The following is a 13,433-nucleotide window of genomic DNA, read 5'->3' as shown; positions in this document are numbered from 1 at the left end:
AAATTACAGGAGGGAATTCAAAATGAAAGAACCTAAAAAAATTGGCATGCTGACACCATCATCGAATACCGCTTTGGAGCCGATTTGCTCAAGAATGCTGCATGATGTACCTGAGGTAACTTGTCATTATAGCCGTTTCGAAGTGACGAAAATATCACTGGAGCAGGATTCATTAAGTCAATTCAATATGGAACCCATGCTTAGGGCTGCAGAATTACTGGCACATGCCGAAGTCGATGTGATTGCATGGAACGGAACATCAGGAGGATGGATCGGTTTTGATGTAGACCGAAAGCTTTGCGAAGAGATTACGAAAAGGACAGGAATCCCGGCAACCACTTCCATGTTATCGCAAATAAGAGCGTTCAAAGAGCATGATATTAAATCCGTACACCTTGTCACTCCGTATATTCCTGAAATTAATAGATTAATTGCGGAACAATATAAGAATGAGTGTGGAATAGAAACGGTGAATAGTTCCGGACTTAATATTACACACAATCGTTCGTTTAGTTTGGTGCCTCAGGAAAGAATTGAAGAACAGATTAAGGAAGTAACTGTATCTCCAGCTGATGCTTTAAGCATCGTTTGTACGAATTTTCCTCCGGTTGCTAAGGTTAACTATTATGAAGAAAAGTACAAACTGCCAATGTATGACACGATTAATGTACTTATTTGGGAATGCTTGAAAATGGTAGATATAGAACCTGCCAATGTAAAAGGGTGGGGAGAATTGTTTTCTAGGGCAACTGTAAATGAATAAATGTGAAACCATGATGGTCTTAATCTATATTTCTAGAAGAGTAGCAAACAAGTCTCTTCTTTTGGCAGGTGGTGCAGTAAGAAATGAAAACGCTTTATTAGTATGAATAAACACGTACAAGAATCAATGAGTTGCCATTAGAAAGTGGTGTGGATGGACTAGCTAGAACCCATATTTTACGGGAACTTCAGGTGGTAATGAAATTCTCAACATCAATCTGGTCATAAGTATCACTTTTTAAAATAAAGGGGGAGCTATGATGACAAGTCCAGTAATTCAGCCAAATCAAGAAAGTCAACCAACACAAGGATATGACATTACAGGCGTAGAAGAAAGTTTACGGCCAAATGACCCTGAAAAAAGAATCATGAGTCCACTAAGTTTTGGATTGGCGTTCACAGGGGATGGAGTAAGTCTAGGTAATATGGCGATAGGAACGGGATTGGTTGTGGCTGGAACCGCAATCATGAATTTCTTGCAAACAATGGTGTCATTACTGATTGCAACGACAATTATCGGCGCTGCTTTTCTAATGAATGACGGTTTTGGCTATCGAAATGGTGTACCATATGTCATTCATTTAAGAATGGCGTTTGGGATGAAGGGCGCCATTCTTTCGTCCATCCTGAGAGGCGTTCCTGCGATTGTATGGTATGGGTTTCAGTCATGGATCGGAGCAACTGGATTAAGTGAAATCATCAGAATTGCAACGGGAGGAAAAATTAATAGTATTCCTATTAGTTTTGTCATTCTTGTAATCATCCAAATTGTTTTATCTTTAAAAGGTTTCCACACCATTAAGTGGTTGAACTCTCTAATTGCAATCGTCCTAATGTCCTCATTTGTTTATGCAGCTGTAGTAGTGTTAAAAGACCATAGTGCAGTCATTCATTCAACCTGGGTAGAAGCAAAAGGAACATGGGGGCTCCCATTCTGGTCATTCACAATGGCCTTCCTTGGAAACTACGCTGCGCTTTTTCTAAGTGCATCTGATTACTCACGTGAATTAAAAGTAGGAGTATCAGCTCCTAAACGGTTTTTCATGTACTTTACTCCGGTTACGGTAACGTATTTTACGGTCATGAGTCTTGGCGTTATGCTTGCTGCTGCAACAGGCCTTGCGAACCCTGTTCAAGCGTTCGCAAAAATTGTTAACAATGATTATATTACGTTCATCGTTTCCGTTTTCGTTGTTCTTGGAGCTGTTGCTGTTAACCTGATTGCAAACATTGTTCCGGCAGCCTACATCATTCAATTGTTTACAAAAGTAAAATATAAAGTTTCTGTCGTGATTGCAGGCTTGCTTGCAATGGTTTCTTTCCCTTGGAAATTGATTCAGCCTGGTTCATCAGATGGACTCCGAATCTTTATCCTAACCTATTCAGCCTTTTTAGCACCAATTACGGCAATATTAGTCGTTGACTATATACTATTACGAAAGAAAAAGGTAGATATTCATGAATTGTACAATCCGAATGGTCAGTTCAGCGGGTTAAATATGGCTGCAGTGATAGCCATGGTCATTGGCGCAGCCAGTGCCTTTACTGTCGTCGATCTTGGTTGGCCGATTGGATTAGTGGTGGGCGGAATTTCCTACTACTTGTTGAATAAATATGGATTTAAACAATCTGTATTTAAAAAAGGAACCATTTTTGAGAAATAGAAAATTAAATTTCACCAGAAATATAATAGAAAGGATGAGGGGAAATGAAGTTTGATTTGGTGATCCAAAATGGAAGTGTCGTTTTAAAGGACTCTGTTGAAAAAGTGGATATCGGTATTAAGAATGGCAAAATTATTGAGATATCCCAACATATTAACGAATCTGCCAAAGAATATGTCGATGCAACTGGTCAATATGTCATGCCAGGGATGGTGGATGGCCATGTTCATCTTTCTGAGCCGGGAAGAGATTGGGAGGGGTTTGAAACAGGAACCAAAGCCTTGGCCGCCGGCGGAACCACTTCTATTGTTGATATGCCATTAAATGGGCTTCCAGCGACTACGAATAAAGAAGCATTAAGACGTAAATTAAAATGTGCAGAAAATAAAGCCTATGTGGATTACGCTCTGTACGGAGGACTAGTACCTGGGAACATCGAGGATCTCGAGGATCTATCCAACGAGGGAGTTGCCGCATATAAATGCTTCATGGCGACAACGGGCACTGATGAAGTCGGTGACTTTAAAAACGTGGATGTCTTCACACTGTATCAAGGCATGAAGAAATTGGCTGAATTGGGGCATTTTTTATCGATTCATGCTGAAAATGCTGAATTTACAGATCAATATGCCTTAGATAAAATGAAACAGGGAAAGGTAACAATAAGGGATTATGTGGAGTCAAGACCTGTTATAGCGGAAGTTGATGCTGTCAGCCAGGCGTTATTTTTAGGAAAAGAAACGGGATGCAAGCTCCACTTTGTTCATATCAGCAGCAGGCGAGCGGTAGAGGAGATTATTAAAGCCCGCGAGGAAGGCCAGGATGTAACGTTAGAATCCTGTCCCCACTATTTCACGATGGATTTGGAAGCCTTTGAAAAAATCGGCCCTGTTGCAAAATGTGCTCCGCCATTACGCGAAAAGGAAGAGCAGGATCAATTATGGGAAGCACTTTTGGAAGGGAAAATTGATTTCCTAACATCCGATCACTCCCCGTGTCCGCCAGAAATGAAGCAAAGTGACACCAACAATATTTTTGAAATCTTCGGAGGCATCTCGGGCTGTCAAAATAATGTTGATTTAATGTTTGACGAAGCGGTCAAGAAGCGCGGCCTATCTGTTCACCGTTTTGCTCAACTGATTGCCACAAATCCGGCTAATAGATTTAACTTGAGACAAAAGGGCAGTATTGATTTGGATAAAGATGCTGATATCATCCTGCTTGACCCGAATCAATCCTATCAGGTAAGGAAGGAAGATTTATACTACCGTCATCCGCACAGCCCTTATCTCGGGCGGACAATTAATTGTCGTGTCACGAAAACCTTCGTAAGAGGACAGCTTGTATTTGATCTTGAAAAAGGGATCGTTGGCCAACCAGTTGGGAAATATCTTTCCGCAAATAGTTTAGTAGAAATTTAAATCAATATATCGTGATAGTAGAATGGCGTAGGAAGAATTCCTGCGCCATTTCTGTATGGAGTGAGGATGTAAGAGAGAGCGGAGCCGACTCTACAGGGTTCATCTTAAGAAATGGTGATCAATCGTCATTAGCTTTTATTCAACAATCGGGCCATTTAACGGAATAAATCTAACTGTTTCCTTAAGAAACGGTTAGATTTACGAGAGAAAGTTTATTCACTCGTATTTCCTTAAGACAATTGCCGCATTATGACCTCCGAAACCGAATGAGTTAGACAGACCCGTATTTATTTTCACTTGGCGAGCAATTGATGGTACATAATCGAGATCACATAATGGATCAGGATTTTCTAAGTTTATTGTTGGAGGAATTATACCTTCCTTTAAACTCATTGCTAAAGCAATTGCTTCAACCCCGCCTGCTGCCCCTAACATATGACCGATCATAGATTTATTAGCTGTTACTGGAATCTGATAAGCTTGTTTACCAAACAGCTGCTTAATAGCCATTGTTTCGGAGATGTCTCCCACTTTTGTACTTGTTGCATGGGCACTAATAACATCAATTTCTTCTGGCGATATATTTGCATTTTTTAAAGCTGATCTCATTGCAAGATAGGCCCCTTTACCTTCCGGATGTGTAGCTACGATATGGTGTGCATCTGAACTTGCACCATATCCAATGACTTCTGCATATATCTTTGCCTCTCTACGTAGAGCATGAGATAAAGATTCTAAGATTAGAATTCCAGCTCCTTCTGACATGACAAATCCATCTCGATTTTCATCAAATGGACGACTAGCTTTAGTGGGCTCATCGTTTCTTGTTGATAATGCTGTAGCATTACCAAAGCTTGCTATTGATAAGTCTGTTATAGCTGCCTCTGTTCCACCTGCAAACACAACGTCAACTTCTCCAGAACGAATAAGTCTAAAAGCTTCACCAATAGCTGTATTTCCAATTGCACAAGCAGAAACGGGCGACAAAGAAGGGCCCATTGCGTTCCACTTGATACTAATTTGTGCTGCAGCAGCATTAGAAATCATGGCTGGTACTAGGGTCGGGCTAACTCTTCTTGGCCCCTTCTGTCTAAGCACATCAATATTTTCAATTAAGGTTTCAATTCCCCCTATACCTGAACCTACATATACGCCTAACCTTTCTACATCTATATGATCTAGGTCTAACTTAGAATCTACCCAAGCTTGTTCAGCTGCAGCCAAAGCAAATTGAGAAAAACGATCTAAACGTCTAGCTTCGTTCTTTCCTAAAACTTCATCTGCATCAAAATCTTGGACGATACCTGCAATTTTTGTCTTATGATTAGTAACATCAAATGTATCGATAGTGGATATACCAGATTCCCCGTTAATCAAATTGTTCCAAAATGTTTGGATGTTGTTTCCTATTGGAGACACTATCCCCATACCGGTAATCACAACTCTTTCCACTTTTCATCCCTCCAAATAAATAATTTACTTGTATTTTACATCTCCTTTATCCTATTACAAGTGATAGTTTATCCTGGTATAATTACTAATAGGTTAAATTGATAAGTTGAGGAGTTTTAAAAATGAATGATAAAACTAGGCTTGAAGCTTTGTCGACATTCTTAAAAGCTAAGCGTGCCCAAATTAAGCCAGAGTCTGTTGGTTTGCCTGCCGGAACCCGGAGAAGGACACCTGGATTACGAAGAGAAGAGGTTGCACAATTAGCAGGTGTGAGTACCACTTGGTATACATGGCTAGAGCAAGGAAGAGATATAAAAGTTTCTTCAATCGTACTTGATTGTATTTCTACAGCTCTACAATTAAATAACGATGAAAGAGACTACTTATATGACCTGGCATTAGAGGCAAAATCAGAAATTACAAACCAAAAAAAGAATCAATCAGAGCTTAGCCCTTCTTTAAAGCGAATACTAACTGAATTAACATATTGTCCGACTATCATTACGGATCGACATTGCCATATAGTAGGCTGGAATCCTGCAGCTGCTCATGTTTTTTTAGATTTTGAACAAATACCGAATGATCAAAGAAATTTGATTCGTTTAGTGTTCACTAGAAAAGAATTAAAAGCATTGGCCGTCAATTGGGAACATTTTGCGAAGGGTTTTCTTGCTATTTTCCGTACCTATTATGGACACTATTTAGGCGATGAATGGTACAACCAATTTATTAAAGAAATGAGTTATTCACATTCAGAATTTCAGGATTTATGGCAAGAAAGTCAAGTAAGTAAGGCTCCAGAAATGATAATTGAATTCAGACATGCTAAAGCAGGCAAAATGTTGTTTAATTTAACTTCTCTTCAAGTTCAAGGTGATATGGATTTACGGTGCAGTATTTATACACCAGTAGAGGAAACAGATACAGAAAATAAATTAAAGCGATTAATGAAGAGGGTTTCGGTTGAAAATTCGGTACCCGTAAACTAGAAATATAAAATGCAGTGGCTTACGGTGAGCTTTTCCCTGGTAAGGTAGATAGCTCTCACCAAATTGATGAATTTATAGAAATCGATGATTTAATCAAAGCGACAGCCATATATGCCAAAGCATTACATGAATTAAGCCACTTATGAAATCAAAGGCCAGGTAAGTCGTTTAGCCAACAGGTCAACCAGAAAAATAAAATGTACCCTATAGAGTAGACACTAAAAAAAGCCTGCCCTAGGGTACTTTATTTGTCATGATGAAGGAATAAAAGCTGGATGGGCCGAATAAGTCATAGTGATCATGGTTTTGTTGTATTCTCAAAATAAAAGAATGGAGTATTTCATTGAGAATATTTTTTCGTTATATGGCCGACAGTCGAAAATGAAGGTAATTTTATGCGTATGAATGGCTTTTTTCGAAATTAATTGAGGATTATTGTTATCGTCACCCGGAAATTTCGGAATACCCTGCCATGTTGGAGAGAATTAGAAGCTGGAGAGAAAGGTATGTCCAAAATGGAAGGGACCACTTGGATTTGGTTTTTACCTTTTTAGGACCGATTAATTTATACTATAGTCAGATTTTTTCTTGTCTTTTAACTTTGAAAGATTACACTAAACAGTGAGGAGATTGGTTGTATGCAAGTTGTAACCAAAATGTTTTTAGAACAACTCGACATGCATTTCCATGAGAATGATTGGTTTGCATCCATGGATCAGGCGCTTCATGGAGTCATCGCAGCTGAGGCAGCATGGACAAGTTCGGGAATCAGCAATTCGATTTGGCAGATTGTCAACCACTTGATATTTTGGAATGAAGACGTAATCCATCGAATTAAGGGCACAGAGAATCCGCATAAGGCAGAAGACAATGAAGAAACCTTTGGAAATCCTGGGGATCCAGAAGACGAAATTGGTTGGGCCCAGACAGTGCAGCGCCTTAATGAAGTCATGAATAAATTAAAAACGATCATTGCGGACCTTGACGATGAAAAGTTAAAAGCTCCGTATGCAGCTAACAGGTACTCTATTGAGCGTTTACTCAGCAATATCATGATGCACGATACGTATCATCTTGGACAAATTGTTCTGTTGCGAAAGTTGCAATCCTCTTGGAGTGGCGTTGATTGGTCCTAAAGCACCATAATTCAGTGACCTTCTTCGCCCAGCCGTAAAAGAAGTATTGACGGTGTGAAGCCCTTTTCATTCTCTATGGTGAAGCGGGTGATTTTCCTGCTTTATGGATGGCTAAACGGGTGTGTTAGTCAAATAAATTAGAACGTATTTGCAGAGCGATTTTTCGCATATTTCATTGTTCAACAGTCGGGCGCTTTTCTTATATAAGAAGGCGTCTTTTTGCATGTACAACACATTTAGGGATAGTTATTAGAATGCAAAAAGGCGGAAAATCAGTTAATTCTCCGCTTTTTTACATTCTAGTATTATTTTTAAGGCCTCAATGAGCCCAGGTAGTTTTTCATAATTTGGTTGATCGTTGTTATTTATGATCTCATTGATCCTGTTTGGATTCGGGTTTCTGCCTCCTCAATAGTAAACAGAACAACTATCTCCATTTTCCATCGTCCACCTCGAATCTTTTCATTATTATATGTGAAAAAATTAAAAGTGTTTGCGCTTTTCCCCATTTTAATCGTAGGAGCAAAGTTTAAGAATAGACTACTACTTGATTACATATTTTTCTTTTTTTAAAGAGAGTTAATAAATAGAGGTGATAAAAAATGGGGAATTTACTAAGCAAGGCGGACCAATATAAAAACCATTCCAAGCGAGAACGAATGAGTGGATTATTTTCTTTACCAATTAAGTTATCACTGGTTTATTGTACTTTGTAATGAAATAGAACTTTCAAATGGGACTAGATTATTATGTTATTGAACAAAAAAGCGTTTCTGTACATAGCAGAAACGCTTTTTCTAAAGCAAGAATAGAATTCAGTTTAAATTCTATTCTATTAAGTCAATGATTAAAAAAACTCATTATCAATATTTATAAAACTAATTTTATTTATTATCTTAACTTTGATAATATTCTAATAACTTAAAAAACTATTGTCAAAATATCTTACATGATTCTAATTTATACCATTATTTTACTTATATTACAAGAGATAAGGAGGAATTCTTCGTGAATGTAATAGATTTAAGAAGAGATTTTCACCGTTATCCTGAACTAGGCTTTTCTGAGTTCAGAACCGCTTCCAAAGTGGTTGAGGTCCTAAAGTTTTTAGGGTTTAACGTTTTATTTGGTGAGGACGCAATTGATTCTGACTCTCGTCGTGGGGTCCCATCTAAACGTGAATTGGACGAGGCATATGCAAGAGCACTAAAATACGGCGCCAATCTAGAAATAATTGAAAAAATGAAAGGCGGCAATACCGCAGTCGTAGGAGAATTGAAAGGAAAAAAGGAAGGGCCTACAGTAGCTTTCCGATTTGATATGGATGCTTTACCAATTCATGAGAGCAGCGATGAGGATCATTATCCGCACGCAGAAGAATTCTCCTCTGAATTCTCTGGAACTATGCATGCCTGTGCACATGACGGCCATACGGCCATGGGGCTGTTACTAGCTGAAAGATTAGCAGACCGAGAGTTTGCTGGTACCTTGAAACTAATTTTTCAACCTGCTGAAGAAGGAGGACGAGGCGGATATGCGATGTCCCAAAAAGGGATTGTCGATGACGTGGACTTTCTGTTTTGCTCTCACCTTGGATTAGATTTACCACTAGGAGAAGTTCATGGAGGAAATTCAAAATTTTTAGCTTCTTCCAAAATGAAAGCCTATTTTTACGGTGTTCCATCACATGCTGGCGGTACGCCTGAAAAAGGGCGCAATGCCTTATTAGGAGCAGCAACTGCTCTATTAAATATCCATGCCATCCCTCGTTTCAGCGGTGGAACCACTCGGGTGAATGTAGGAATATTGGAAGGCGGAACTGCAGCAAATATTATTCCGAGCGAAGCTTCTATGGTCATTGATGTCCGGTCTGATAAAGCAGAAATAAAAGACGAACTAGAAGAACGGGTGAAGTCGATTGTAGAACATAGTGCCCTGATGCACGGATTAACATCTAAGATAGACATAATCGGTGAAGCGACCACAATCCAACCTGATCCAGAGTTGGTTTCGGTGGTGCTCGAAGAGGCAAAGCAAATCGATGGGTTTACTTCTTTCAAAGAAGATTGTGACATTAGCCTAGGCAGCGAAGATGCTTCTTTCCTTATTAAAAGGGTTCAAGATAGAGGAGGAAAGGGAACTTACATGAATATTGGTTCCCCATTACCGGCGCCGCACCATCATCACAAATTTGATATTGATGAGGCTGTTCTGCCGCTAGCCGTTCAACTGTTAGTAAGAATTGGAAAACGGATGTTAACTTAGAAGAATAGTTCTAAATCTAACATACCGATTTCCGAATTTTTAAATAAAAAAGGGGGTTTATTTATGACAAAAAGGTTTAAAAAGCTCAGTTGGTTAATCACATGTCTGTTATTGCTCTCAATGGCCTTAATCGGTTGCAGTAGTGATTCAGACAAACAAACGAAATCCGCTAGCGGTGAGGCTGTAACGAAAAAAGGGGGAGATCTTCACGTTGCGATTGATGCTCAGCCGCCAACATTAGATCCCCAAATCTCTACCACCACTGCTACAAAAGAAATCGCCAGACACATCTTTGAAACCTTATTGGTGTTAAACCCGGATTATGAAGTGCAACCGATGTTAGCAGAATCCTATGACGTAAGTGAGGATGGTTTAACCTATACCTTCAAATTAAGACAGGGTGTTAAATTCCATAATGGTAAAGAGATGACTGCAGAAGATGTAGTCGCATCGATGAACCGCTGGTTAACCAAATCAACACGGGCTGCGAATGCGATTGGAAAAGGCCAATTTGAAGAAGTAGATAAATATACGGTTCAATTAAAAATTGAAAAGCCGACCATTGGTGTATTAGATGTCATTGCTTCCACCAACCAATTTGCTGGCATCATGCCGAAAGAAATTATTGACAATGCTCCAAAGGACGGGATAACCGAAATTGTCGGGACCGGACCTTTTAAATTTGTTGAATGGAAACCAGACCAATATATTAAAGTGGCAAAATATGATGATTACAAACCTGTAGATGCACCATCGGATGGATTAGCAGGTAAAAAGGAAGCTTTGGTAGATAACATTATATTTGAAGTTGTGACTGATGGCTCTACTAGACTAGGTGGAATTACAACAGGTCAATATCAAATTGCTTATCAAATCCCTTCTGATAACTATGAACAAATTAGCAGTTCCTCTGATATGAAACCAATCTTAAATTTATATGGGGGTCTGTCCTTCGTATTTAACAAAAAACAAGGGCCATTTACGGACGAAAAACTTCGTCAGGCAGTAAACACAGGGATTAATAATAAAGACGTATTGATTGGGGCGTTTGGGAATAAGAAATTTTACCGATTAGATAATGGATTAATGTATAAAGACCAGAAAAAGTGGTACACAGATGCCGGGAAAGAGTATTATAACCAAAATGATAAAGAAAAGGCTAAACAGTTACTTAGTGAATCAGGCTATAAAGGAGAAGAGATCCGCATTCTAACAACCAGGGATTATGAGTATAGCTATAATTCTGCTGTTGTCATGAAAGAAGAATTAGAAAAGATTGGAATTAAGGTGAAATTGGACGTTGTGGACTGGGCAACATTAACATCTAAACGGAATGATCCAGCTGCATGGGATGCATTTATTACTGGATTTTCTCCAGTATCTTTGCCTACTCAAACGTTACCATTAGACCCTAATTACGCAGGCTGGCCGGCCGATGAGAAACTTCAACAATTCACAGAACAAATTCGTACCGCTGCATCTGATAAGGATGCTTATGCCAAATGGGAAGAAATGCAGGAATATGCTTGGAAAGAGTATGTACCTTACATTAAAATCGGTGATTATTATACCTTCCATGTCTATCGAAATAACGAAATTAAAGGAAATACTTATTTCGAAGGTATGATCCTATGGAATACAAGTCTAACAAAATAATAACTTCTTAGAATAACAAGAGGTAGATTGGTAAGGGGTGACCCCACGAGTAAGACAGTGACCGGAAGGATGTTCAAACATCTCAATCTGGAAATTGTGCAGTGAGGTTTGCCCTTTACTAGTATAAATCCTGCTTGTTATCTTCCGTTACATACTCTGCAAAAGGAGGCTTGTTTAATTTGAAATCGTATATTTTAAAAAGAATTCTTTCTCTTATTCCAGTTCTTCTCATCGTATCGATTGTCGTTTTCATGATTATCCATTTAACACCAGGAGACCCAGCAGCCGTGATACTTGGTCCTGAAGCAAGTCACGAAGATGTCAAGCAATTGCAAGAGGAGCTAGGACTAAATGACCCTGTTTATCAGCAATATTTCCATTGGGTTGAAGGTGTTTTCCAAGGAAACTTGGGCGATTCATTTTTTATGGATAAACCGGTAACGGAGGCGATCTTAGAGCATCTTGGTCCTACCATATCATTAGCCATTTTGTCTCAAATTACAGCTATTCTTATTGCCTTGCCTTTAGGAATTATGGCTGCTAGAAAGCGGGGAACGGCGACTGACCAAACGTTTATGGGTCTTTCCTTGCTGGGCATTTCTATCCCCCATTTTCTCTTCGGATTATTTTTAATTATTATTTTGGCTATTAACTTAAGGTGGCTTCCGGTAGCCGGGTATAAGCCTTTGAGCGCCGGATTTTGGGAACATATTAAATATCTGATCATGCCAGCTATTGCCTTAGGTACCGGCCAAGCCGCACTTATTGCACGGATGACTCGGTCTTCCATGGTCGAAACGTTGAATTTAAATTTTATTAAAACGGCTCGATCAAAAGGACTTCATGAGAGAAAAGTCATCTATAAGCACACTTTAAGAAATGCGTTTATCCCGATCTTAACAGTCATTGGGCAAACCTTTGGAACGCTTGTTGCCGGAGCTGCCGTTACCGAGACGGTGTTTAATATTCCTGGCATTGGCCAATTAATCATCAATTCCGTTGAACGAAGAGACTACATGGTCATCCAGGGTACGGTTTTAATGGTTACTTTAACCTATGTTTTGATCAATTTATTAGTTGACTTACTCTATGGTGTCATCGACCCACGGGTACGACTAAAGAAAGAATCGTAAAAAATTTGCTCTGACTGGAGGAAATCGAATGGAAGTAGCTGTTGAAAAGAGACGAGAATTGAGCGATTTTAGACGAGATATTAACCGAGAACGGAGACGTTTGTTTGTCCGCCGGTTTTTTTCCAATAAATTGACGGTTACCGGAAGTGTCATTATCCTTCTTACCTTACTGGTTACCTTATTCGGACCTTTACTCTCGTCCTATACTCCCTATGAAATGGTAGTAACTAGCAGATTAAAAGCTCCAAGTGCAGATCATCTTTTTGGAACAGATAATTTAGGTCGGGACTTATTTGCACGAGTCGTATATGGGGCAAGGGCATCTATGGGAGTTGGACTTTCTGTTGCCATCATTACATCGGTATTAGGCATGATTATCGGTTTATATTCCGCTTATTATAAGGTGTTAGATCATGTTTTAATGAGGATTTGTGATGGATTAATGGCTTTTCCTGCTATTTTATTAGCAATCGCATTAATGGCAGCATTAGGAACGAAAATTGATAATGTCATTATTGCATTGGCCGCAGTATTTACCCCTTATGTTGCTCGGGTAGTACGTTCAGCAGCTTTAGTAGTAAGAGAACAAACCTATATTGAAGCGATGAAGGCACAAGGGGCTTCCTCCATGAGAATTATTTGGGGGCATATAGCACCTAATACTCTATCCCCATTAATTGTCTACTCTACCTTTATCTTCGCTGATGCGATTATTATTGAAGCCGGTTTGAGCTTTTTAGGTGTGGGTGTTCCGGCACCGGATCCAAGCTGGGGCAACATCCTTTTTGATGGCAAATTGGTTATTTTTAATGCTTGGTGGATGACCTTTTTCCCAGGGGTGGCCATTATTTTAAGTGTATTAGGCTTGAACCTGTTTGGTGATGGGTTGAGAGACTTGTTAGACCCGCATACAAACCATGCCAAGAAATAATCGAACAATCTGGGTTTGAAAAGC

Annotated in this window: 10 protein-coding genes; 9 read left to right on the top strand and 1 reads right to left on the bottom strand. The window is 39.3% G+C overall.

The features are described from left to right. Positions 1–22: 22 nt before the first annotated feature. The 3 genes from QNN06_RS18490 to allB all read left to right on the top strand — a co-directional run bounded on the left by QNN06_RS18490 (position 23) and on the right by allB (position 3,847). Positions 23–763: a maleate cis-trans isomerase family protein gene (locus tag QNN06_RS18490; protein ID WP_284035703.1), complete on the top strand. Its 741-nt coding sequence runs from the start codon at positions 23–25 to the stop codon at positions 761–763. A 259-nt stretch (positions 764–1,022) separates the two neighbouring features. Then, positions 1,023–2,426: an NCS1 family transporter gene (locus tag QNN06_RS18485; RefSeq protein ID WP_284035702.1), complete on the top strand. Its 1,404-nt coding sequence runs from the start codon at positions 1,023–1,025 to the stop codon at positions 2,424–2,426. Positions 2,427–2,470: 44 nt separating this feature from the next. Then, positions 2,471–3,847, top strand: coding sequence for an allantoinase AllB (allB, locus tag QNN06_RS18480; RefSeq protein WP_284035701.1), 1,377 nt, complete (start codon positions 2,471–2,473; stop codon positions 3,845–3,847). A 216-nt stretch (positions 3,848–4,063) separates the two neighbouring features. Here allB and fabF read toward each other — a convergent pair whose 3' ends face one another. After that, positions 4,064–5,299 carry a beta-ketoacyl-ACP synthase II gene (gene fabF / locus QNN06_RS18475; RefSeq protein ID WP_213119361.1) on the bottom strand — a complete coding sequence of 412 codons (1,236 nt, stop codon included), beginning with the start codon at positions 5,297–5,299 and terminating at the stop codon, positions 4,064–4,066. A gap of 122 nt (positions 5,300–5,421) precedes the next feature. Between fabF and QNN06_RS18470 the strand changes: the two genes are divergently transcribed. The 6 genes from QNN06_RS18470 (at position 5,422) to QNN06_RS18445 (ending at position 13,409) form a co-directional block, all read left to right on the top strand. Continuing rightward, positions 5,422–6,288 (top strand): helix-turn-helix transcriptional regulator, encoded by an 867-nt coding sequence (locus QNN06_RS18470; protein ID WP_213119362.1) that lies wholly within the window; start codon positions 5,422–5,424, stop codon positions 6,286–6,288. A 638-nt stretch (positions 6,289–6,926) separates the two neighbouring features. After that, the gene (locus tag QNN06_RS18465; protein WP_213119363.1) at positions 6,927–7,424 is read left to right on the top strand and encodes a DinB family protein; all 498 of its coding nucleotides are present in this window, start codon (positions 6,927–6,929) and stop codon (positions 7,422–7,424) included. 1,008 nt (positions 7,425–8,432) lie between these two features. Beyond that, complete coding sequence (locus tag QNN06_RS18460; RefSeq protein WP_284035700.1) at positions 8,433–9,689, top strand: amidohydrolase; 1,257 nt, start codon at positions 8,433–8,435, stop codon at positions 9,687–9,689. 63 nt (positions 9,690–9,752) lie between these two features. Further along, positions 9,753–11,345 (top strand): ABC transporter substrate-binding protein, encoded by a 1,593-nt coding sequence (locus QNN06_RS18455; RefSeq protein ID WP_213119365.1) that lies wholly within the window; start codon positions 9,753–9,755, stop codon positions 11,343–11,345. 179 nt (positions 11,346–11,524) lie between these two features. Beyond that, positions 11,525–12,478, top strand: a complete 954-nt coding sequence (locus QNN06_RS18450) for an ABC transporter permease (RefSeq protein WP_213119366.1) — start codon at positions 11,525–11,527, stop codon at positions 12,476–12,478. Positions 12,479–12,506: 28 nt separating this feature from the next. Beyond that, entirely contained in the window at positions 12,507–13,409 is a 903-nt protein-coding gene (locus QNN06_RS18445; protein ID WP_284035699.1) for an ABC transporter permease, read from the top strand. The last annotated feature ends 24 nt before the right edge of the window (positions 13,410–13,433 follow it).

Source organism: Neobacillus sp. 114 (assembly GCF_030127045.1).
Taxonomy (GTDB): Bacteria; Bacillota; Bacilli; order Bacillales; family Cytobacillaceae; genus Neobacillus; species Neobacillus rhizophilus.
This window is presented reverse-complemented; position numbering and strand designations above follow the sequence as displayed.